The organism is Sulfitobacter aestuariivivens (assembly GCF_014763045.1).
In the GTDB taxonomy this organism is placed as follows: domain Bacteria; phylum Pseudomonadota; class Alphaproteobacteria; order Rhodobacterales; family Rhodobacteraceae; genus Sulfitobacter; species Sulfitobacter aestuariivivens.
On record NZ_JACTAG010000001.1, the window covers coordinates 301,693 to 322,519 of the forward strand.

24 protein-coding genes are annotated in these 20,827 nt (G+C 55.3%); 16 read left to right on the forward strand and 8 right to left on the reverse strand.

What is annotated here, in order from left to right:
- Positions 1-28 precede the first annotated feature (28 nt).
- On the reverse strand, positions 29-649 hold the full coding sequence (locus H9Q16_RS01405) for a class I SAM-dependent DNA methyltransferase (protein WP_191073596.1): 621 nt from the start codon (positions 647-649) through the stop codon (positions 29-31).
- A 189-nt stretch (positions 650-838) separates the two neighbouring features.
- Here H9Q16_RS01405 and H9Q16_RS01410 point away from each other — a divergent pair, with 189 nt between their 5' ends.
- Positions 839-1,753, forward strand: a complete 915-nt coding sequence (locus tag H9Q16_RS01410; protein WP_191073597.1) for a LysR family transcriptional regulator — start codon at positions 839-841, stop codon at positions 1,751-1,753.
- 627 nt (positions 1,754-2,380) lie between these two features.
- Positions 2,381-3,745, forward strand: coding sequence for a GMC family oxidoreductase N-terminal domain-containing protein (locus tag H9Q16_RS20840; protein ID WP_191073599.1), 1,365 nt, complete (start codon positions 2,381-2,383; stop codon positions 3,743-3,745).
- Positions 3,746-4,172: 427 nt separating this feature from the next.
- Here the strand turns inward: H9Q16_RS20840 and H9Q16_RS01425 are convergent, their stop codons facing one another.
- Positions 4,173-4,721, reverse strand: coding sequence for a Crp/Fnr family transcriptional regulator (locus H9Q16_RS01425; protein ID WP_191073600.1), 549 nt, complete (start codon positions 4,719-4,721; stop codon positions 4,173-4,175).
- A gap of 77 nt (positions 4,722-4,798) precedes the next feature.
- On the opposite strand from H9Q16_RS01425, the gene H9Q16_RS01430 reads away from it, so the two are divergent.
- The 6 genes from H9Q16_RS01430 (at position 4,799) to H9Q16_RS01455 (ending at position 8,017) form a co-directional block, all read left to right on the forward strand.
- A complete protein-coding gene (locus H9Q16_RS01430; protein WP_191073601.1) occupies positions 4,799-5,395 on the forward strand; it encodes a Spy/CpxP family protein refolding chaperone in 597 nt (198 codons plus the stop codon).
- A 64-nt stretch (positions 5,396-5,459) separates the two neighbouring features.
- On the forward strand, positions 5,460-5,795 hold the full coding sequence (locus H9Q16_RS01435; RefSeq protein ID WP_191073602.1) for a hypothetical protein: 336 nt from the start codon (positions 5,460-5,462) through the stop codon (positions 5,793-5,795).
- 58 nt (positions 5,796-5,853) lie between these two features.
- Complete coding sequence (locus H9Q16_RS01440) at positions 5,854-6,321, forward strand: DUF411 domain-containing protein (protein ID WP_216859275.1); 468 nt, start codon at positions 5,854-5,856, stop codon at positions 6,319-6,321.
- A gap of 98 nt (positions 6,322-6,419) precedes the next feature.
- Positions 6,420-6,785, forward strand: a complete 366-nt coding sequence (locus H9Q16_RS01445) for a c-type cytochrome (protein ID WP_246455414.1) — start codon at positions 6,420-6,422, stop codon at positions 6,783-6,785.
- Positions 6,786-6,797: 12 nt separating this feature from the next.
- Positions 6,798-7,142, forward strand: a complete 345-nt coding sequence (locus H9Q16_RS01450) for a copper resistance CopC family protein (RefSeq protein WP_191073604.1) — start codon at positions 6,798-6,800, stop codon at positions 7,140-7,142.
- A gap of 41 nt (positions 7,143-7,183) precedes the next feature.
- The gene (locus H9Q16_RS01455) at positions 7,184-8,017 is read left to right on the forward strand and encodes a CopD family protein (RefSeq protein WP_343067745.1); all 834 of its coding nucleotides are present in this window, start codon (positions 7,184-7,186) and stop codon (positions 8,015-8,017) included.
- A 4-nt stretch (positions 8,018-8,021) separates the two neighbouring features.
- Here the strand turns inward: H9Q16_RS01455 and H9Q16_RS01460 are convergent, their stop codons facing one another.
- Positions 8,022-8,309, reverse strand: a complete 288-nt coding sequence (locus tag H9Q16_RS01460; RefSeq protein ID WP_246455416.1) for a metal-sensitive transcriptional regulator — start codon at positions 8,307-8,309, stop codon at positions 8,022-8,024.
- A gap of 117 nt (positions 8,310-8,426) precedes the next feature.
- Between H9Q16_RS01460 and H9Q16_RS01465 the strand changes: the two genes are divergently transcribed.
- Together H9Q16_RS01465 and H9Q16_RS01470 are read left to right on the forward strand one after the other, a co-directional pair.
- Positions 8,427-9,212: a MauE/DoxX family redox-associated membrane protein gene (locus H9Q16_RS01465; protein WP_191073606.1), complete on the forward strand. Its 786-nt coding sequence runs from the start codon at positions 8,427-8,429 to the stop codon at positions 9,210-9,212.
- Between the two features lie 127 nt (positions 9,213-9,339).
- Entirely contained in the window at positions 9,340-9,972 is a 633-nt protein-coding gene (locus H9Q16_RS01470; RefSeq protein ID WP_191073607.1) for a tyrosine-type recombinase/integrase, read from the forward strand.
- 404 nt (positions 9,973-10,376) lie between these two features.
- Here the strand turns inward: H9Q16_RS01470 and H9Q16_RS01475 are convergent, their stop codons facing one another.
- From H9Q16_RS01475 to H9Q16_RS01490, 4 genes are all read right to left on the reverse strand, one after another.
- Positions 10,377-10,982 carry a CBU_0592 family membrane protein gene (locus H9Q16_RS01475; RefSeq protein ID WP_191073608.1) on the reverse strand — a complete coding sequence of 202 codons (606 nt, stop codon included), beginning with the start codon at positions 10,980-10,982 and terminating at the stop codon, positions 10,377-10,379.
- Between the two features lie 564 nt (positions 10,983-11,546).
- Positions 11,547-13,076 (reverse strand): alpha/beta hydrolase, encoded by a 1,530-nt coding sequence (locus H9Q16_RS01480; RefSeq protein WP_191073609.1) that lies wholly within the window; start codon positions 13,074-13,076, stop codon positions 11,547-11,549.
- A gap of 1,392 nt (positions 13,077-14,468) precedes the next feature.
- Entirely contained in the window at positions 14,469-14,873 is a 405-nt protein-coding gene (locus tag H9Q16_RS01485) for a hypothetical protein (RefSeq protein WP_191073610.1), read from the reverse strand.
- The gene (locus H9Q16_RS01490; protein WP_191073611.1) at positions 14,870-15,502 is read right to left on the reverse strand and encodes a TetR/AcrR family transcriptional regulator; all 633 of its coding nucleotides are present in this window, start codon (positions 15,500-15,502) and stop codon (positions 14,870-14,872) included. Before H9Q16_RS01490 ends, H9Q16_RS01485 begins: the two co-directional genes overlap by 4 nt.
- Before the next feature lie 132 nt (positions 15,503-15,634).
- On the opposite strand from H9Q16_RS01490, the gene H9Q16_RS01495 reads away from it, so the two are divergent.
- From H9Q16_RS01495 to H9Q16_RS01515, 5 genes are all read left to right on the forward strand, one after another.
- Complete coding sequence (locus H9Q16_RS01495; protein ID WP_191073612.1) at positions 15,635-16,099, forward strand: MAPEG family protein; 465 nt, start codon at positions 15,635-15,637, stop codon at positions 16,097-16,099.
- A gap of 457 nt (positions 16,100-16,556) precedes the next feature.
- A complete protein-coding gene (locus H9Q16_RS01500) occupies positions 16,557-16,970 on the forward strand; it encodes a DUF7282 domain-containing protein (protein ID WP_191073613.1) in 414 nt (137 codons plus the stop codon).
- 157 nt (positions 16,971-17,127) lie between these two features.
- Positions 17,128-17,643: a sigma-70 family RNA polymerase sigma factor gene (locus H9Q16_RS01505; protein WP_191075117.1), complete on the forward strand. Its 516-nt coding sequence runs from the start codon at positions 17,128-17,130 to the stop codon at positions 17,641-17,643.
- Positions 17,640-18,326, forward strand: coding sequence for an anti-sigma factor (locus H9Q16_RS01510; RefSeq protein WP_191073614.1), 687 nt, complete (start codon positions 17,640-17,642; stop codon positions 18,324-18,326). Before H9Q16_RS01505 ends, H9Q16_RS01510 begins: the two co-directional genes overlap by 4 nt.
- 60 nt (positions 18,327-18,386) lie before the next feature.
- Positions 18,387-19,226 (forward strand): DUF4198 domain-containing protein, encoded by an 840-nt coding sequence (locus H9Q16_RS01515; RefSeq protein WP_191073615.1) that lies wholly within the window; start codon positions 18,387-18,389, stop codon positions 19,224-19,226.
- Positions 19,227-19,278: 52 nt separating this feature from the next.
- Here the strand turns inward: H9Q16_RS01515 and H9Q16_RS01520 are convergent, their stop codons facing one another.
- On the reverse strand, positions 19,279-19,497 hold the full coding sequence (locus tag H9Q16_RS01520; protein WP_191073616.1) for a hypothetical protein: 219 nt from the start codon (positions 19,495-19,497) through the stop codon (positions 19,279-19,281).
- A gap of 440 nt (positions 19,498-19,937) precedes the next feature.
- Between H9Q16_RS01520 and H9Q16_RS01525 the strand changes: the two genes are divergently transcribed.
- Entirely contained in the window at positions 19,938-20,414 is a 477-nt protein-coding gene (locus H9Q16_RS01525; protein WP_191073617.1) for a hypothetical protein, read from the forward strand.
- Positions 20,415-20,827: the final 413 nt, after the last annotated feature.

Genomic DNA, 20,827 nt, shown 5'->3' on the forward strand with positions numbered 1-20,827 from the left:
GTCTTTCAGTATAAGGTGGCGGTCTGCCTCAAGCTGGCTTGCGCGCGACGATAAAGGGGTTCAGTTGGTTCTTTCCGAAGTACCGCGTCTGCTCTATTTCGAAGCCGGCCCGGATCAGGTGCCGAGTCAATTCAGCACGGCTCAAGATGATCACATTAGGCGCGATCCGCACGGCCATGAGCACACGAACCATGGCGCGCATCCAGCGCGGCGCGTCCTTCAGACAAACCGTCTTGGATATGAAGTAACCGCCAGGTTTCACTTGGCGGAATACTGCATCCAGCACGGTGGGTATGTCATCCACCAGATGAAGCATGCTGAACGCGCAAATGACCTCGAACGGTTGGCCGGGAAGGTGTTGCGCCGCCTCCGCCTGAAGAAATTCTGGTGATACTGCGGCATCGCCGCCTGATCGTGACCGGGCGATTCGGATCATCTCGGCAGAGAGGTCGGTTGCTGTCACATGAGCGACGACAGGCGCGATCTTTCTCGCTGTGCCGCCGGTCCCGCAGCCGATTTCAAGAACGCGATCGGTCGATCGAAGAAGCGCCGTGACGCAATCCAGCTTTTCTTCGTAGGCGGTGACATCGGCGATGGGCCTTTTTGCGTACTTGGGCGCATGCCGGTCCCAGAAGGCTTGGGCAGTCATGTCGGTTTCCTTTGCGTGTTAAACGTCGTGTTTGAAGCCGCGCGGATGCGCCAGCCGTAAGAAATTGCGGAATACATTGTGTCGCTTTCGATTGCCGAGACCGGGCCGATCTCGTTTCGCAGCCGGTATCATCCATGCGCCAGTGAAAGGTCGATTGTCTAAATTTGTCCATCTGCTATACGCTCATGAATGAACTGGCAGGCCATCTCCTTCGATTGGAACCAGGTGCGCGCCTTCCTCGCGACGGCTGAGGAGGGCTCGTTCAGCGGTGCTGCGCGCGTGCTGAAGACAACACAGCCGACGATAGGGCGGCAGATTGGTGCGTTGGAGGAGGCACTTGGCGTCACGCTGGTAGAACGCAGCGTCCGTGGACTTACCTTGACGGAAGCAGGGCGCGATCTGATTGATCACATGCGCTCGATGGGCGAGGCTGCGACGCTCATCTCGATGGTGGCCGATGGTAAATCTCAGGATGTCACCGGCGAAGTCACCGTTACGGGAACGGACCTCTTGTCTGCAGCGATCCTGCCTGGTGTGCTCAAGCCGTTGCGACAGATGGCGCCAGGCATCCGCGTGCGCATTCTTGCGTCGAGCGAGATGCAGAATTTGACGCAGCGCGAGGCGGACATCGCGATACGCCACGTCCGCCCAGATCAGCCGGACCTGATCGCACGGCACTTGGGCGACTTTCGCGCCAACCTCTATGCCGCGACCGACTATCTCGATCGTGCAAGCCGCCCACGGACACCGCGCGATGTGGCCGCACTCGATTTCGTCGGCAATGCCGACCCAGAGCGGCTAATGGCCCCACTGCACAACATGGGTGTGCCCGTACGCGCAGAAAGCTTCGTGATGTCGAGCGAGAGCGGTGTCGTCGCATGGGAATTGGTGAAAGCGGGCTACGGCGTCTCGATGCAGCCCGAAACGTTGGGCGAGGCTGAACCTGGCATAGAGAAGGTCTTGCCGGATTTCCCTTCGCTTGAGTTTCCAATCTGGCTGGTCACCCATCGGGAGTTACAGACCAGCCGTCGTATCCGGATCGTATTCGACCTGCTGGCCCGAGGTCTGACTGACGTTGCGAAGCGCCGAGGTGTTGGCGACTGACAGGTCCAAAAGCGCCGAACCCGGAACAAGTGAGGTCGCGTGGCAATAATGAAGCTGCGGTTGCACGAGTTCGTTTTGCCCGATTAGTGTACGTTGATGTTGGAAATGCTGCGCAATCGATCAACGTTCTCTTTGGGGAAGCTGCAACGCGGCAAAGTATCTCGCCATGAACGTCCGGTTAGGGCCGTCCTTGCTGGCGCAGCTTTGTCCTGAAGTTCGACATGCCGCGTGCGATCTAATGACCGCGAAGAGACCAGAGTGACGGATGCTGCGTCGTTCACGAATGCTGGGTGTTATGGGGTGCCGTTCAGGCACACGAGATTTAGCAAAGAGTATAAGTGTGCGGTTGTACCGTTTTCTATCCACGACTTAGCTTAAGTGCTACGTTCAAATGAGCTTTCTGAAATTTGGGGGATTAACATGACGGCCTTTGATTTTGTGATTTGTGGCGCGGGCACGGCAGGGTGCATTTTGGCCAATAGGCTTTCGGCTGATCCTACCAACAAGGTCCTCTTGCTTGAAGCCGGGCGTGAAATGAAAGGACCGCTTTTAGAAGCGTATGGAGCGTCCGTGGATCAATGGGACACACCGCTAGATTGGGCATTTCGTTCAGAGCCTTAAAGACATTTGGACAACAGGCGCATCCTGCTAAATCGCGGCAAGGGCCTTGGAGGATCAAGCGGCATCAATTGGGGCATGTATGTACGCGGCAATCGCGGCGACTTCGACCACTGGGCGCAACTTGGAAACACGGGTTGGTCCTATGGTGACGTACTGCCGTTCATGAAACGGTCAGAGGCCAGCAGCGTATTTGACGACGATTTTCATGGCACCGATGGCGCTATCTCTATCGAGATGCCGCACAACCTGCATCCACTTCAAGAGATGTGCTTTAAAGTCTATGAAGACCTCGGAGTGCCACGAAATCCAGATTACAATGGCAGGACGCAGGAAGGATGTTTTCACTATCAATTCACGACCAAAGACGGACTACGCGTCAGTGCGGCTGATGGTTTTTTGAAACCTGTCAGACAGCGTCCCAATCTGACCGTTGTTACTGGGGCATTGATTACAGGGGTAACTTTTGATGGCAAACGCGCTCTGGGCGTGAGCTATGCCAAGGGCCGCGAAGCTGCGTTTGTGTCAGCGGGCGAAGTCATTCTTTCGATGGGAACAATTGGATCACCTCAACTGTTGATGCTGTCGGGTGTTGGACCTGAGGCGCATTTGGAAGAGCACGGCATTCAATACATTCATGACCTTGCAGGCGTCGGGCAAAACTTGCTTGATCACTTCGCCGGGCCGGGTGTCGGGTTTAGACTAAAGGAGCCTGAGAAGTTTGGGTTTCCGATCCCAGATGAGGCGGCGAGTTTGCGAGAGTTTGAGTCCAAGCGGACTGGACCGCTTGCCACCACAGGTGTGGATGCCGGAGCCTTTGTAAGATTGAGAGACAGCGATGAATACCCGAGTGCTCAGTCTATTTGTTTTGTTGCCAATACGCATTTGGACCGTGCGATGGAAACACCTCCCGGCGTGAGGTTCGGAGGTTACGTATGCAGGACAGTTTCGCGAGGGAGTGTTCGGCTTGCTTCGGCCAGCCCATTTGATCGACCTTTCGTTGATCCGAACTATTTGTCGGACCAAATAGATCTTGATACCCATGTTGAACTCATACGTTTTCATCAGCGTGTTGCGGAGCATCCGGTCTTTGAGAGCATCAGGGATCAGGTCGACGGACCCGGGTATGACAAGGACGCCATCATCGCCGCAACTCGAGCCGAGGCGAGAACCACCTGGCACCTAACCTCGACATGCCGGATGGGCTCAGATCAGACGGCCGTTGTGGGTCCAGATTTGAAAGTACGCGGGATCGAGAACCTGCGCGTGGTGGATGCATCTGTGTTTCCAACGATGACTAGCGGCAACACCAATGCCCCGACGATGATGGTCGCTGAAAAGGGTGCTTCACTAATTCTGGGTGAAACCGTCTAGGCAATTGGCAAAGCGGTTTTGTCAAATCTGATACTTTTCCGTCGCCGGTTTTAACCATCGTTCTTGGCGCAAACACTGAAAGCCGCCATTGGTTTAGCAGCAGTGAAAGGCAGCAAAGTCCCGCGACTTGATCCTTGCCTCCAATATATTCGCTGCATCCTGAACGAATGGCCGGTATCTGTGCTGCCGCGCGGCGCCGCGAAGTGAGCACATGAAGCGATTTCCGCGCTGCGAGCGCACGCAGCAAGAATATCAAATTCACAGGTTGGGCTCTCACCCGCCGTTAGATCGGTCGCAGCATATTCAAACGAAGGATCGTGTCGTGCCAGCAAGCACGGCCCAAACCAGACACTCTTCTTGGCAACTGATGCTGCGGTGCGGCTTCCCGAAAGCAGACATTAGAAATTTCCAACTTCCTTCTAGTCAATCAAATGCGACCAGGATTGTTCGTCCGCCGTTCCGCTAGCTCTCGATAGAGCGCTGGAGGCGACACTCCGATCCAATCAGCGACACGCACCCACCCGCCTAATTCCGGCGGACCGTAAAGCTCGAGATAGGCATCAAGGCGATCTGCCACCTTCCGCAAACGCATGATCTCAATGCGGGTCCGGAGGTTCTGCAGCTCTCTCGCGGTACGTTCAAAGGCTTTGACCGAAAGTCGCTTTGATGTGGCAGAGTTCTCAAGGCTCGCCTTCAACTCGGTCTTTGAAATCAGAGAGACCTTTGTCGGCATTTCGGTGACAGCATCGCAATGATAGCGATCCGCAAAGAGGGATGCTTCGGCAACTAGTTCTGTTGCCTCGGCCGTGTGCAGGGTCAAGAGCCCGCCGTCTTGCAGCGTACGCCTAAGGGAAATCTGCCCTTCACGGACCAAGAAGGCCCATTCAACTTCATCGTCCCGACGAAAAAGCGTTTCGCCTTCGTCCAGCGTGCGTTCTGGCGCGCCATCAAAACAGTTGAGCCAATGATCCGACATGATTTCTATCATGCCCTTGGAGGCGCAGATTGTGCAACAACTTCGGGCCAATCCCGGATCAATCAAGGACTTCACTCATGGAAACAAAACACGTCGCAATGTTGATGGTTCTCATCCCCACCGCAGTCTTTGCCCAAACACACGATGAAAACCATAGCACATCGCCGTCAGCTTACGCGGGTGAGGAAACACGCTTAATCAAGTCTCTTTCGGAGCAAGACTTAGAGGAAATCGCACGTGGCGGCGGATGGGGGCTTGCGCGTGCTGCCGAACTCAATGGTGTGCCGGGGCCGACGCATCTGCTTGAGCTTGCCGAAGAGATCGCTCTGACTGAGCAGCAGCGCGACGACATCGAGGCGATCCGAGCGCAGATGCAGGCAGACGCCATAACTGCCGGGGAGCGGTTCGTCGCAGCTGAACAAGCGCTGGACGCAGCCTTTCAAAACGGTGCGCCTGGTGCTGAGGCGCTTGAACGGCTGGTTACTGAAGCGGGGCAAGCGCGGGCAGCCCTCCGCCTCGTTCATCTGAATGCTCATCTGTTGACATTGCCACTGCTGACTGATGCCCAAGTCAGCCAGTACGCGGTGTTGCGTGGTTATTCAGATGATCCATGCGCCTCTGTACCAGACGGGCACGACCCGGACATGTGGCGCAGTCATAACGGATGCAACTAAGCTCGATCGCGGCGACACATCCTCGTGACTTGTCAAAGCCATATACCCCCAGTAGGTATTGGGGATGTTTCGCTTGGTTCTGTCAATCATTCTTGTTGTTGCATTCTCTGGTGCATCAGCCGCATCTGTAATGCATGGCTTGAACCATGGATCGGATCATGCAGACAACCACGCCCAAATGTCTGAAAGCGATCCTTTGACTGATACTGAGAAGGCGCTCGCGGACTGCTGCGACGCCACCAGCGGCATGGGATCAATGCCCTGTTTTGGCGATCTCGCGGCCACTTCTGTTATTTTGCAGGTCATTCCCGCGAGCAGATCGGTTGTTAGTGTTCTGTACGCTGATTTCGACTTTGCAAATCTGACGCTCGCTGTCCCAACCGGTCCTCCGAAAGTCTGAGCGGCAACGGGCGCTGGCCCGCAGTCCAATCAACTTTCAAATCAAAGGACCGACAGACATGATCACACGTCGTTACTTCATTACCCTATCCGCAACTGCTCTTGTCATGGCTGCTCTGCCTGCGCGTGCAGGCACGCCTATGCGCGTTCTCGCCTCACCGGGCTGCGGGTGCTGTCACGCCTGGGCTGACCTAGCTCGCGCACGCGGCTACGCCGTCACCGTCGAGGAACTGACCGATCCCGAGGCGCAAAAGTCAGAGCGCGGCATTCCGCTTGAGCTCGCCTCCTGCCACACCATTGAAGCGGATGGTTATGTCTTCGAAGGGCATGTGCCGTTCGAAGCATTGGAAGCAGTCTTGCAGGATCGCCCAGACATCACTGGGCTTGCTGTTCCGGGCATGCCGATGGGCTCTCCTGGCATGGGCGACGACCCGTCCGCCCGCTACGATGTCATTGCATTTGGTGGAGAGGCTGGCACCGGCACGGTATACTACCGCGCTGGCACGGCGCAGCCGTTCGACACCTGATGGTAAGTCCAAAAGCAGTTTTGCTATCCGGCGGGCTCGCGCTCGCCGGTTTCGCCGCCGCATTTGTTCTGGCTCAACCTTCTGAAGCGGTTGGTATTTTGACACCTGATGACGCCGAAGTGGTCGCCATGGGCCAAGACATCTACGCGACTCAATGCGCCGCTTGCCATGGCGCGCGCCTGGAGGGGCAGCCAAACTGGCGGATGCGTGGCGAGGATGGTTTGCTACCTGCGCCGCCGCATGACGCCACCGGGCATACCTGGCACCATGATGACGAAACGCTTTTCACCCTGACCAAATACGGACTTGCCGGTCTGATGGAGAACGCGCCACCATCTGGCATGCCTGTCTACGAGGGCGTGCTCAGCGATGATGAGGTCATTGCGGTGCTGTCCTTCATCAAGTCAACTTGGCCTGATGACCTTCGTCAGTATCACGATGAACTGAATGCCCAGTCCGAATAGAGGAAAATTCAGATGATCAAACAAACTCTTCTCGGCTTGGCCGTTGTAGTTGCTCCCGCTCTTGCCTTTGCGCATTCGAAATCTGAGGCCACAACACCCGCCAACGGTGCGACAGTCACGGAAGTGCCCGAGCTTTCAATGCGCTTCGATGATCCGATGCGCATCATTTCAGTCACGCTTACCTCTCCAGATGGCGATGTCGAAATCGAACGCGAGACAGGTATGGACCCCTCTACGGAGTTCCGGGCTTTGCCATTGGAAGAGCTTGCGCCTGGAAGCTATCGCTTCGACTGGCGCGGTATGGCGTCGGACGGTCACCCTATGCAGGGTAGCTTCTCCTTCACGGTCGCTGAGTGACCGGACTCGCCCACATCGACGGCCTTGTCGTTTTGGCCATCGTGGCCAAAGCGCTTGGCTATAGCGCGGCACTGCTCGCGATGGGGGGCGTGCTCTTTGCAGCTGTCTTTTCTCAGAGGGCTGAAGCATCGGTCCTGCGCCTTGCGAGGCAACTTGCAGTCGGTGCGGCACTTGTCGGTCTCGCCGTGCTGGCCGTACGGTTCGGCATCCGCGCGGCACGGATTTCCGGGATGGGCATTGAGGGCGCGACTGACGCAATGATGCTTGGCTTTGTATGGGAGAGCCCTCTAGGCACCGCTGCGATTTGGCGAGGGTTAGGAGAAGTCGCGATACTAGCACTTTTGATCCCCCGTTTCGGACAATGGATCGCCATGGCGGGGACCGTTGCTGTAGCAATATCCTTTGCTCAGGTGGGCCACGCTCTTGGAGAACCAAGAGCGGCGCTGGCCGTCTTGCTGGTACTGCATCTATTAGCCGCTGCTTTCTGGGTTGGTGCGCTTGTGCCATTGTACAAGGCGGCGCGTGATCCTGCGGGCGCTGAACTGTTGCACCACTTTGGAAACGTCGCCGCTTTTGGTGTCGCCATCGTGATTTTTGCAGGCACATCGCTCGCCTGGCTGCTTTCAGGCTCCGTCACTGCGCTACTCGGGACAGCCTACGGTTTGGCGCTCTTACTGAAAGTCGCGATTGTTGCAGTTCTCTTGTGCTTTGCTGCTTTCAATAAAATGAGGCTGGTTCCGGCGTTACGTACCAAGAAATCTGGAGCAATACGTGCCCTGCAACGGTCTATTTCCCTAGAGATGCTAGCCGTCACCGTGATCCTTTTAGCAACAGCAATAATCACCAGTGTAACCGCGCCACCCGTGAATCTGTGACAGCTTAGCCGCGCGCCTTGTCGAGCAATTCAAGGAGTTCGGTGAACTTCACCCGCTGGTCCTCCCGATTGCCGGATTCAAGCGCATCTTCGATGCAATGGGATGCGTGATCATCGATCACGAGCTTTTCGACACCTTTTAACGCTGCGCGTACAGCCGCAATCTGTGTCAGGACATCAACGCAATAGCGGTCCTCTTCCACCATCCGGGCGATCCCGCGGACCTGACCCTCAAGGCGTTTCAGACGTTTCAAAGTGGCTTCGCGGTTTTCGTGCATGGTCTCTTTTCGCATGGTGGCAGACAAAAAGTCGAGTGAGTGCGGAACCAAAGCTCGCACTCTTGATTATATACCCCATGGGGGTATATAGAAATGAGATATGCCCACGCAATTAAATCGTCGGAGAAGCCAATGCCCAAAGACAGACGCGACGTTGCAGACATTGATACAAACCCGGCCGACGTGGCGGTGGGCAAGACAGCTGTGCTTTACCGGATGGCTCTAACAGATCATCTGTGCCCATCCGGTCAAAAGGCGCGCTGGCTGCTGGAACGTCAGGGATATGATGTCGATGACCGGCTTTTCCGAACCCGTACTGAAGTTGACGCTTTTAAGGCCGAGCACGACGTCAAGACGACGCCCCAAGCATGGATCGAAGGCGAACGCGTTGGCGGCTATACGGACCTGCGCGAAAGGCTGACTGGCTGGGACCCGAAGGCAACCACCTACCGGCCAGTGCTTTATCTCTTCGCCGTAGCTGCGCTCACCGCCATCGCGCTCTCCATTGGGTTCCTTGGCGCAATTACATGGCAGACACTCGGTTGGTTCATCTCTGTCTCGATGATCCTTCTCGGCATGCAGAAACTACGCGATATCGAGGGCTTCTCCACGATGTTCCTCAACTACGACCTTCTCGCGCGGAAATGGGTGCCTTACGCCTACATCTATCCGTTCGTGGAAACAGGCGCAGGCATCCTCATGACCGGCATGATGCTGACCTGGGTGTCAGCTCCCGCAGCGCTTTTCATCGCGAGTATCGGAGCCATCAGCGTCTTCAAGGCCGTCTACATCGATAAACGTGAGCTCAAATGCGCCTGCGTCGGTGGAAATTCAAACGTCCCGCTTGGGTTTGTGAGCCTCACCGAAAACCTGATGATGGTCGGAATGGCGGTCGTGATGCTTTGGCTGATGGTTTGAACCAAAGCGGCTCATCTTTCTGACTGGTCATCTAGGCGCCAAGACGGGAATTGGTGTTCTATGTTATTCTTCTGTGTCAACAAAGGGTTGTCGTTTCGGGAGGGCATGGCGGATCGGAGGATCAGTCATGGAAACACCAAACCTACCAGCCATTCGCGCACTTCGCCCTGCATGGAACAAAGGTCGCATCGTCGGTCAGAAACGACCTCTAAAACCCAAGCATGTCTGGGCGATCCGTGTCCGCCTTGAATTGGCAGAAAACCATCGCGACCTCGCTCTCTTCAACATGGCGATCGACAGCAAGTTGCGCGGTTGCGATTTGGTCAAGATGAAGGTCGTCGACGTCATGGCATCTGGCCAGGTCAAAGAACGTGCATCGGTGTTGCAAAGCAAGACGAAGAAACCTGTGCGCTTTGAAATTTCCGAAGGCACCCGGGCCTCGGTCGAGAAGTGGATGGAGGACGAGCTCATGGTCGGCTCCGAATATCTATGGCCTGGCCGCTTCCACGAGCGCCTGCATATCTCGACACGCCAGTATGCACGGATCGTCCGCGATTGGGTCATATCCATCGGTTTAGAAGCGAGCGCATACGGCACGCATTCGATGAGGCGAACGAAGGTGACCCAGATCTACAAGAAGACCGGCAACCTGCGCGCCGTTCAACTTTTGCTCGGCCACACGAAGATGGACAGCACGGTGCGATACCTAGGCGTCGAGCTTGAAGATGCGCTAGCCATTGCGGAGGCCATTGAAATCTGAGCCTACCGGGCCGTCTTCACTGGCGGCCCTGAGCTGCCTTTCATTGGGTTAGGCCACGCCGCAATGCAGCGTCTCGGAACTTACCATCAGCAGCGCCAGCGAGATCGATGCTGCTGTGCAAACAGAAGCTTCCCCGTTCGGGGCTAGTTTTTTCGCACTATAGTTTCAGAGACAGTCTGGATGCGTTCGGCAATATCATGATCGCTGCCGGGTCCTTGTTCCCGAATGCGAAACAGGAAGGTCGATAATGCGATTGGAGATGGCCATCCTTAGCGCTGGCGAGAAGACGCATCTCGCAGGGTTAGGCAATCAGGTGAGGGCAGCTTCATAGAACTAGGTAAGGCCTCTGCGCCGCTGCAATCGTCATGAATCTGAAACCCGCGACGGCGCCCAACTCGGAGCGGTCAGATGTTTGCGGAAAGCCAGTGAACTTTACCCACCCCACCTTTCACAGCCCGCGGCACCAGGCGTATCTGCTCTGGCTCCAATCGTTTCACATGTAGCGCATGGGCGATCAGTGCGCCATCCACTCGAATGTCGATCCCACACCCGTCAGGACCACTAGCCAGGTCGATTGCGCGATGCAGAGCCTCGTTGTTGTCTACTTCCACTTCGATACAAATCGAGTCATGCGCATCAATTATTGCATCTATGATCGGCACATCGCTGGGCCGCTGATATTTGCCAAAATTCTTGCGAGTTTCAGGAGATGTCGCCACCGTGATTTTCAGTGGCTGCGACGGTTTAACAACAGCCACTACGATCCCAACAACAGAAATTCCTATCCAGAATGTCTGGATCATGGCTGAGGGAAGGTTAAAACTGGCGGTCAAGCTGATCAGAACCAAAGTCGCAGCAACAAGATTAATCGTGAAATGCGCTATCGAGCCACCGGTCAGCCTCCGTAGCGCGATCAAGAGATAACCCACCACATACAAAACGAATCCTAGCAAGCCGATGACTTCAAGAAACGGAAGGCTTCCCGGATTGTTAGAAAATGACTCAAGCATCTGTCTCAACCGGCTGCACGCTGTATGCAGTCTCGGTTCCTACGACTGCATGACGTAGTGGATTAACCATTGCCGCTACCTTTGAATATTCGGACTGAGTCGAATATTGCCGGATCAAGCAAATCGCTTCATGGTGCAATTGCCCTATGACCTGACTGGCGATAGCGGCCCGTCCTCTAGCCTGCTGAGCGCGAAAAGCTGGGCCTTTGTGTCCACTAGGTGACTATGCACGCGCGGATCCAACCGCGACACGCAGAGGATCCAGCCGAGTCGACAACGCTGGATCGAGAACATCGCCACCAGACTCCAGCCGCCGAAAACGCCCAATGATAACTTGGCTCTCTATCCAAGAATGCTTCAGCGCTGCGAAGTGACCTGCATTGTGGCCACAAGAGCCTTTTTGGATTTTAGGAGCCCGCAACTGTAGCAAGGGGGCAAATCTGAAACCTCTGCCCAAAGCCATCGAGACAACAAATGGCGGATCGAGAGACGGGCTGGAGCTACGGCATCAAAACCAGGCAGGTCTGCGACGGTGCTGGCAATCTTGGTGGCTGCCAAAAAGCGTTAGGTGCCAAGAGTGGACGTGAGAATTTGGCCAACATCCCGCCACCACGTCAGATTGCCCCTATTTTCCAGGACATTGAGCCGTGCCTGCGGCAAAGATTGGGCGAGCCTCTCGATGACCTGCAACCGTGTAATTTGATCCTCTTTACCATGAATGAAATGTATCGGCACATCCAATCCTGCGAGGTAGGTCTCCCACGGATGGAGCACCACACGCATATCCGCATCCAGACCGCCGATGCTTTCGCGCAAGCTCAAAGGGGGGACAGCCAGCGCGAGCCCTTGCTGTGCAGTAGACTCAACGACCGAGAGGTCTGCGGGGCAATTCTTGTAGGTTTTGTGGAGGGTTTTGATACATGTATCGATGTCATGGACCCGGGCTGCATGCAACTGCGCAATCGGTTTTGAAAGCCAAGGCGCCTTTTTGACGATGCCAGCCAACGAATGAAGGAACGACGCCGTGCGCGCCTCGGTCTGCCACTGGCTGCTGGGATGTGGCGGCGAGAACATAACCATGCTCTGCACGCGCTCGGAATAGCGACGCGCAAAGTCAGTTGCCCAAACTGCGGCGTAGTTGATACTCGCGACATGTACTCTGTCGAAGTTTAGAAATGTCAGGAGCGCGTCACATCGTTCCGACCAAACCGCCAGCATTTCCTCAGAGTTTGCTCTGCCGCGCCATTCGGGCGCGTCAAAGAAGCCTGGGCGAAACGGTACGATGACCCGGAAACCAGCCTTGATTACTTCCGCGATCGCCGTTGGAGGCAAGCCGCATGGAAATAGCATCATGTGGTGCAATAGTATCGGCTGTCCTCTCGGGTCGCCGTATTCGACCACGCGGATAGGGGGGTGCCCTGACAAGTGGATCCAGTGAAACCGGACGTCTTCACCATGTAACTCCGCGAGTTTTGAGATCCCTGCTCCGGGAGCGTCAGCTTCGCCCAAAGCCAACAAGAGCCTGTCGACCATCGTGACAAAAACGAGCCGAATAGCCTCCAACTGCGAGTGGACACCCAACTTTCCAAGAAGAGTTTCAGTCTGCCGACGACGGGTGTTGTAGGACACCCCGTCAGCATCCGAGATATCGCGCAAGCTGTGACCGTTCATAAGCCCAGCTAAAACGGTAAATTCTGCTTGGGTCAGACGGGTGGTTTCGGGGAGTACGACATGCAGATGCTCGGCATCAAGGCCCATGCACAGCTTGCACGCCATTCCCTCTAAAACGATTGGCTGGAAAAACAAAAGTTCTCCGCGCGCTCCCACGTAGGTCTTTGTCGATAAACCGCGCGGCAAGGACACATTTTCAGGAAAGCCGTCGGGGCCAAGGATACGGGAACCATTCTCATCATAAATGGCGGCCGGTAAACCGACACACTCCAAGGATTTTTTCTGGGGTACCGCAGACACCAAACTGGCTGCGTTGATCAGGTGGTCCGGATCTTGGCCATCTACGGGCATGCCCGGCATATCTGCTATGATCTCGGTCGCCTTATCCCAGATATCTGGTTTGATTTCTCGATCTACAGGCATTGGTGTACTAGCTCTAAATGGCTGATTTCGCTCGACCTGATTAAGTTCGACTAGATTCTGTCACAGAGTTTCCCTTTAGCCAAACGATAATCCTTCAGGCTTGGCATTGGAAACGATAGCGCACTGCGCCTTCCACCAACCGCTGATGCCTATGCAAGCGTGTCAATGTCCTTGATTCATTGTGATTTTTTTTTCGAGCGGGCCGACTGGCTGAACCGATTTGGCCTCGCGGCTATCTTGATTTGCCCTTGCCACAAAGGTCCGCTTCCCTGAAGAACTGAGCAAAAACAAGACAACACAAAGACCTCGGTGACGATGGTCCGTTTTCGCGACTGCTCAGATTCCCGCTGCATTGCAGCGAATTCACACTTTCCGCCGAACTTGCCGGCCCGATCAAAGCACCTACTCTTTGGTCACCGTTTGAAGTTGGCCTGTTCCCCCACTGATGAAGTAGAATTCAAATATAGCGCGCTCATTTCGCATTAAAGTGGAGCGGCTTGGTTCGGAGCCTGGAAAAAAATTTGATGGAGCGTTGGCTTTTCAAACGTCCAAAGGGAAAAATGATCTCTGAAATCGTGTACAGACTGTGGAACTGAACGAACTAAGGCAACCCATGGCAACGCTCCAGTGTGAGCTTCCTCAACTCATTGTTATAATGTGATAAATTATAAACTCTAGCAAAAACAATAGAAGACTTCTACCCGCAAGAGGAAAGTCGCAGTCTACTCAGCGCGTCTAAGATAAACGGAGGTTCACGGGAAAAAAATTCTGCGCGTGCTAGGGAGACGGGTTTGAACGTCGCGCCGTTTGAGGGATATGGCCCCCCCTCCCTTATTAAATCGCCAGAGGATCCTCCAAATGTTCGAGCAGTCTTGGCAAGGTGATCAACAACAACCCCAATCTCAACCCTGACCGAATTCGACATAGACCGATAACACGGGGTGCGAATTACCAGCATGAAGGAACGCCTTTGGAAGGACCCGAACGACAAACAAGCGAGACCAGGCTACTCAGGTGGATGCGGGCCGTTGTGAGACATCGGACGCAGTCAGAACGAGTGGCCGGTGTTGGCATAAAGCGGGCGTTGCGGCGGCGCGAGCCAATCATGAGTGACCGGTTACGCTGGCTAAGCGGTCATCTGAGAGAAACACTCAGATGTCGGCTTCGGGCCGTGCGTGTCGCCAGCCGGAGTAGGGTCTGAGCCGATGCTGCAATGCATCCAATGGCCGGAATGAGCCCATGCCGCCCTGATTGCTATTGTGCAGCGAACGTCCGCTTCTGCCAACATCCCATGCTGGCAGCAGTTCTGGGCACTGATAAGTTCACACAGGCTCCAGCAGGTTGAGCTTTACGGGCAGGCGCAAGATTGACATGCAGACGGGAGCTATGGGTCTAGTTTTCCTGTCCATCTGTCTTGGCGGCGACAAATGGCCCGACGCCATAACGCACAATCGTAAAAGCAAAGAGCGCCATAGATAGGATCGCTAAAAGTGACCCGATTTGGGCTAACAACTCTCCGCGATCCGTAATTGCAATAACGATCCCCGGCGCCAGTAATACAACTGCCGCCGTTGCTATCCAAAAATGCAACTTGGCCAATGGCCTATCCGCAGCGCGCGGCGTCAATGCATAGTAGGTGCCGAAGATGGACATTGTGACAAATCCGATGAGATTGAGATGACCGTGTGCAGGTGAAAGCGTGTAGTCGTGACTGGCGGACATTTGAATGCCCCAGATCATTCCGAAGAGCGCCGCGACTGCTGCTAGGGCAAGAAATCTTGTCGGAATTTCTTTCATATGACGTCTCCTTTTGTGTATGTATCTCCATGCCTTGTTTGATTTTGCTCGGCGGTGAGACTCCCAATCAGCGCGTCTACTAAATCTGTCTCGGAATGCTTCAGTGGATCGCCGACCGCGTCAGCCAGAGCAAACATAAGAATAACCCCAAGGACAGCAGAGTGGATTGCTACAGCTTTCTTTCGGGCACCCCTTTGGTCGCCAGACAAGCGACTGGCAAGCGCACCGTAAAGCCGGTTTGTGATCTGATGGATGCTATCATCGGGCGTAATCTTGGATCGATGTTTAAGTTTGGCACTGATGGTCTGTGGCAAAAGGTACATCATGCGGAACCGGTTCAGGTCATCGAAGTGAAACATAGCCATGCCGCTGACAAACGATGCGATAGCTTCATCGCTATTTGTGGCGTTAGAGACCGCAGCTTCAGCCGCGTCTGCTTCGGCTGAAAGCCATGGTACGAACATAGCGTTCAATAGGGCGTGTTTGTTTGGATACCAGTACAAAACGGCCTGTTTGGAGTAGCCGATCCGCCGCGCAATTGCGTCAAACGAGACTGCATCAAGCCCATCCTTTGCGAGTATCTGCCGCGCTACGGACAAGATTTGCGCTTTTGTATCCTTGTCTTGCATGCGGGCGATCCTTGACTGCTTACCATTGGTAATGGTAGATCACTTACCAATGGTAAGTAAATGGTTATCTCAAGATTTTCGCCTCGACGTTGGCGATAAGAATAAGAGCCAGTCCCAACATAAGGACAGACAATGAACCTGCTGAATTTGGATAACCCGGTCTTTGAAGTCTATGCGATTGCTGCCGCGCTCATGGTATTGAAAGTGATGCTGCAAGGCTGGATGACAGTCTACCGAATGCTGAAAATCGGCTCCGGTTGGGCCAGCCCCGAAGACTTGCGCAAAGGCCCTATCAACAAACATCCCAGTCCGGAACAACTAGACTCCAACGAATATGTCGAACGATCACGCCGGTTGCATCGCAACGACCTTGAGAACATTCCAGCGTTTCTGGCTGCTGGCTTGCTATTTGTGGTCATCGACCCGATTTTGTGGGTCGCACAAGTGCTGATGTATGGATTCGTGTTGGCACGGACAGCACATTTCATTGCCTACGCCACTCAACAATCTCATGAGCTTAGGGCTACGTTCTACTCTGTCGGCTCGCTCATTGTTATCTATATGGCCTTTCACGTCATGTGGTCGGTGATGTTTTAGCGGCAATCGCTTCACGACACGTTCTTCCCAGAGTTTGTTGGAAAGGTCGCGTTCCGAAATACTAAATGTTCCGATTTGGTCCACACGATCCGAAGACGGCGGGATTCCGGACCTTCGCCGCAAGTGCGATATCTCATGATGCAATCAGATACAGCCGACATTCAGAAGACCTCAAAAGCTCGCTTTTCTCCGCACTGCCGCAAGGCAGCTTCGAGTCATAAAGCAGCAATTGACGCCGGGACCCGTTAACAGGTCCAGAGCCTAGCGATGTGCAGCGAACAATACTTGTGCCGATTAGTGACAAGTAGCTGAGAGTACAAAATGTAGCTTAACCTTGGATCCAAGGAGCCACGACACCGGCATTGCTGGTTTCCGAGCTTCGTCCTTTTTCAATGTTGGTGAAACTTTTTCGGCGCCTACCGCGTGGCTTTCTGCGTACAAAAAGGAGAAATGTCACATGAAATACGTCATTCTTGCAGCATTAATCGGAACGATGGGTGGCGCCGCTCTTGCCGATGGGCACGCCGCGAAGCCGATGGTGCTCGCCATGGATCAATCAGTTGCAAACGGAATTGTCAGCGCGGAAATGATCGCTGCGAATGAGAACGGCTGGATGGTTGTGCACCGCACCGACGCAAATATGAAACCGGGGCCGGTTGTTGGATACGCACCGTTGCGTGCGGGCGACAATGCAGACGTGGCAGCCATCCTGATGGAAGCCGTTGCGCCGGGCGACATGCTCATGCTGATGGTCCATGGCGAAGCTGGCGGGAACTCCACCGGCGTTTTCGAATACACGCTTGGGGCCAAGGAAGACGGGCCAATCAAGATTGACGGCAAACTTGTCATGCGTGTGATCACCGCGATGTGAGGGTAACGGCGGCAAGCCTTTGTTCGCGACTGCGTCCCCGATACGATTTCCCGGGGACGCGGTACCCTTTTGTTTGACATTGGCTGGCGGCTGGCAAACTCTCGACCGAGGGGGGGGGTGGCAGAACGTGGCGACGACAAGAGCACAGATCGAAGACATGATCGCGCGCATTAAGTTGCGCGACCGAGACGCGTTTGCATTGCTCTACGACGCGACGAGCACAAAGCTCTTTGGCGTGTGCCTGCGTATCTTGAAAGACCGCGGCGAAGCCGAAGAGGTGTTGCACGACGTGTTTCTGAGGGTTTGGCACAAGGCCGACACTTACGCCATCACGGGCCACAGCCCTATGACCTGGCTCATCACGGTTGCGCGCAACATGTCCATCGACCGATTGCGCAAGCGGCGGCCCGATGGTGGGTCAGATGCTGTGATCGCACGTCTCACTGATACCGCTCCGGGGCCCGAGGCAATTGCCATTGCGCGATCTGAGCGGGCGAGGATTGACGCCTGCCTTGAAGAACTGGAGCCGGAAAAGGCGGCGTCAGTACGCGGTGCGTATCTGGATGGCGAGACCTACAAATCCTTGGCGGCGCGCCACGACGTTCCGTTGAACACCATGAGAACCTGGTTGCGGCGCAGCCTGATGAACCTGAAAGACTGTCTGACGCGATGAGCGAACCCGAAGACGCATATGATGACGACACCCGCGCCGCGGAGTATGTCTTGCGTCTGCTCGAAGACGACATGGAGCGGGCCTTTGAGGCGCGCCTGGCGAATGACCGCGATTTGCAATCCCTGGTCCAGTCCTGGGAATACTATCTTGCGGATTTGGCCGTCGACATAGAGGAGGTAGAACCGCCGAAGGCTGTCAGGTCGCGCGTGCTGGCGTCCGTCGCGGACCGTGCCGGGCATAGGTCGTGGTCCCCAATCTGGTCATGGCTCGCCGGTGGTCTGGTTGCGGCCGGTGTCATGGTCGCGGTTGTCCTGGGAGGACTGTTCGACGGGTCAGACGACCTCACGCCGTCTTTCCGCGCTGAATTGATCTCAGAAGACCGGTCGGTCATCCTGACGGCGGGGGTCATACCTGCCACGCATGAAATTGTTGTTGAACGCGTTGCAGGCGCGCCGCCGGCGGAGCAAATCCACGAATTGTGGTTGATTGCCGACGGGGCTGACGCTCCGGTGTCGCTTGGCCTGCTGCAAAATGAAGGTACGACGCGCATTCGGGTCCCCGATGAGATCGCGCCCGGCGTGCGGACAGGAACGATAGCGATATCAATTGAGCCGCCGGGCGGTTCGCCAACCGGCGCGCCCACCGGACCTGTGGTGGCTGCAGCGCAATTCTCTGACCTGTAATTTCAACGAAACTATTTGACCGTCCGCTGCGTGGTTTCTGAAAGATCAGGAGAACCCGCAATGAAGACCGGACCCAAAGCAACCTTGGCCCTCGCGGCGATACTCACATTCGCGTTTGTTCAATCGCCGCAAGCACATGAGTTCTGGATTGATGTGGGCGCGGACATTGTTGAAATCGGCGACACGCTTTCAGCACATCTTCGCGTCGGCCAGGATCTTTCCGGATCATCGATCCCGTATCTGGACTCCACAATGAAGTCGATGAAACTGCACGCGCCGGGCGGCACACAGGCGATTGAGGCCCGGTTGGGAGACCGCCCGGCAATCGCCGATCTGCCAATTGTGGATGAAGGGCTGCACATTCTGACGGTGGAAACAAACCCGTCCTACATCGAGTTTGACACGATGTATGAGTTTGAGGACTACCTTGACTATGAAGGTCTGGGCCACATCGTGGAGGCGCATGGCGAACGTGCACTGCCCGATACCGATATCGCCGAAGCGTACATTCGCAATGCCCGCGCACTCATTCAAATCGGCGCCCCCACCGCACATGAGTCGGACCGGCGGACGGGACTGCCATTCGAGATACGCGTTGACGGGTCACCATTTGATCCTGACGTCACCGAGCTCAGCGTCGTTCTCGAATGGCGCGGTGAGCCGCTCGCCGATGCGCAGATTGCCATGTTTCACGCGCCCATTGGTGCCAATGCTCCGCAAGATACGGTGCGGACATTGGCTCGAACAGGCGAACATGGTCGCGGTCGATTTCGGATCGCTGCTGCAGGGGACTACATGTTCAACGCCGTTTACATGGCACCGGTAGAGGGACCAGGCAGTGTTGTGTGGGAAAGCCACTGGGCCTCACTGACCTTTGTCAGAAACGAACCCCAAAAATAACAAGGCCCGGTTGGGGAACCGGGCCTGAGTTACTCGTTAACAACCCCCAGAATTAACGGCCGGCTTTGTCTGATGCCGGGTTATCTGCCGACGGACCTTTGCCGCCCGGCCGTTCTCCGACGGCTCCGCCAAGCGATTGGGCAGAACTCACGGTGCCCGACCCAACATTGTCAGCACCCGGAACGTCTGTGCGGCCCTGGTCGTGTTCCTTTGCAAACGCGCCACCTGCCACCAGGCACAGCGTCACACATGTCATGGTCATGAATTTCATAATCCGTCCTCCTATTGGTTCAGTTTAGGAGCCACGTAAGAAGTCGCGAAAAAGTTTCACCCAAACTTGCGCGCATTCGATTTTCTCAGCTTACAGCCGGTTCCGAGTTGTGCAACTGCAGCGAATGGCGGAATTGCGGGCTGCGACTGCGGCATCTGGACAAGCGGGTGGACGGCAACTCAGGGCCGCTCACGTCGCTGAAGAACGGCCTGATAGGGGCGATGCTGCGCTGCATCCGAGGTCGGTTGTGAGCCCTAATTGACTGATGTTGCAGACCTAACTGTCGGCGAAAAGTGACAAATTGCAGCCATCTCTCATGGGGGCACAACTTTTTGCTATGACGATAATCATAATTAAACATGCCTTCGCTTGTGGTCAAAGACGTTAGGGTACTTCCAGCCTACTTTAAGACCTACTCAACGCGCTTAAGGAGAAATAATTTGAAAACCGCACTTTGCTCACTCGCTGCCCTGCACCTGCTGTCGGGACCAATTCTGGCACAGTCGTATGACGTAGATTTCGTCGGATATGGGCAAGCGGAAAACTTCTTTGAGCCCCTGTCTGGAGACTTGATGGTGGTAAGGAGCGGTTCGACAATGGATCGCTTTGAGGGGCTGGAGGAAACTCCGCTTGAGGGCATGACAATGCGGTGTTTTGGGGCAACGACGATCCTGAATGGAATGACTGGCGGCTCTGGAAACTGTGTTTTGACGGATATCAATGGCGACAAGATTTTGCAGGCATGGACAGTAGATGAAGTCGGAACAGGCAGCGCTTATGGAACATGGCATTTTGTAGGCGGGACAGGCAGGCACGAAGGCGTTCGAGGCAGAGGACACTATTCGCAGTTGACTGTGGCGACCACAGGATCGAAGGAAATGTCTATCGTTGGCATAGCAAGCTGGCCGGAAAAGTAGTTAGATTCTCGCAAGACCACTCCCACGTCACACGGAGGCTTTGCCCGCACTGTACGAATTCGCCCATCGCAGATTTCGCAGTTGCAGCGAATTGCCGGAATGGCGTGCCGCACCGTAGCATTGGTAAGGCTTGGTCAAAGCCCGCTTAGGGCCGTCCTTGCCGGGGCGGAAATGCTTGGCGAACCGATATGCTGCGACTGATCTAATGACGGCAACGAGCCCAACCGGTGAATTTGATATTCTTGCTGCGTGCGCTCGCAGCGCGGAAATCGCTTCATGTGCTCACTTCGCGGCGCCGCGCGGCAGCACAGATACCGGCCATTCGTTCAGGATGCAGCGAATATATTGGAGGCAAGGATCAAGTCGCGGGACTTACCGGACATTCGACTGCGGGCAAGTTCAGTAAGTCGTCG

Coding starts and splice junctions, on each gene's coding strand:
- H9Q16_RS01485 (WP_191073610.1), bottom strand. CDS start 14,873: ATGAAAGAAATTCCGACAAGATTTCTTGCCCTAGCAGCAGTCGCGGCG.
- H9Q16_RS01505 (WP_191075117.1), top strand. CDS start 17,128: ATGATCGCGCGCATTAAGTTGCGCGACCGAGACGCGTTTGCATTGCTC.
- H9Q16_RS01470 (WP_191073607.1), top strand. CDS start 9,340: ATGGAAACACCAAACCTACCAGCCATTCGCGCACTTCGCCCTGCATGG.
- H9Q16_RS01480 (WP_191073609.1), bottom strand. CDS start 13,076: ATGCCTGTAGATCGAGAAATCAAACCAGATATCTGGGATAAGGCGACC.
- H9Q16_RS01435 (WP_191073602.1), top strand. CDS start 5,460: ATGTTTCGCTTGGTTCTGTCAATCATTCTTGTTGTTGCATTCTCTGGT.
- H9Q16_RS01490 (WP_191073611.1), bottom strand. CDS start 15,502: ATGCAAGACAAGGATACAAAAGCGCAAATCTTGTCCGTAGCGCGGCAG.
- H9Q16_RS01515 (WP_191073615.1), top strand. CDS start 18,387: ATGAAGACCGGACCCAAAGCAACCTTGGCCCTCGCGGCGATACTCACA.
- H9Q16_RS01430 (WP_191073601.1), top strand. CDS start 4,799: ATGGAAACAAAACACGTCGCAATGTTGATGGTTCTCATCCCCACCGCA.
- H9Q16_RS01475 (WP_191073608.1), bottom strand. CDS start 10,982: ATGCTTGAGTCATTTTCTAACAATCCGGGAAGCCTTCCGTTTCTTGAA.
- H9Q16_RS01460 (WP_246455416.1), bottom strand. CDS start 8,309: ATGCGAAAAGAGACCATGCACGAAAACCGCGAAGCCACTTTGAAACGT.
- H9Q16_RS01425 (WP_191073600.1), bottom strand. CDS start 4,721: ATGTCGGATCATTGGCTCAACTGTTTTGATGGCGCGCCAGAACGCACG.
- H9Q16_RS01500 (WP_191073613.1), top strand. CDS start 16,557: ATGAAATACGTCATTCTTGCAGCATTAATCGGAACGATGGGTGGCGCC.
- H9Q16_RS01440 (WP_216859275.1), top strand. CDS start 5,854: ATGATCACACGTCGTTACTTCATTACCCTATCCGCAACTGCTCTTGTC.
- H9Q16_RS01510 (WP_191073614.1), top strand. CDS start 17,640: ATGAGCGAACCCGAAGACGCATATGATGACGACACCCGCGCCGCGGAG.
- H9Q16_RS01495 (WP_191073612.1), top strand. CDS start 15,635: ATGAACCTGCTGAATTTGGATAACCCGGTCTTTGAAGTCTATGCGATT.
- H9Q16_RS01465 (WP_191073606.1), top strand. CDS start 8,427: ATGCCCAAAGACAGACGCGACGTTGCAGACATTGATACAAACCCGGCC.
- H9Q16_RS01410 (WP_191073597.1), top strand. CDS start 839: ATGAACTGGCAGGCCATCTCCTTCGATTGGAACCAGGTGCGCGCCTTC.
- H9Q16_RS01450 (WP_191073604.1), top strand. CDS start 6,798: ATGATCAAACAAACTCTTCTCGGCTTGGCCGTTGTAGTTGCTCCCGCT.
- H9Q16_RS01405 (WP_191073596.1), bottom strand. CDS start 649: ATGACTGCCCAAGCCTTCTGGGACCGGCATGCGCCCAAGTACGCAAAA.
- H9Q16_RS01520 (WP_191073616.1), bottom strand. CDS start 19,497: ATGAAATTCATGACCATGACATGTGTGACGCTGTGCCTGGTGGCAGGT.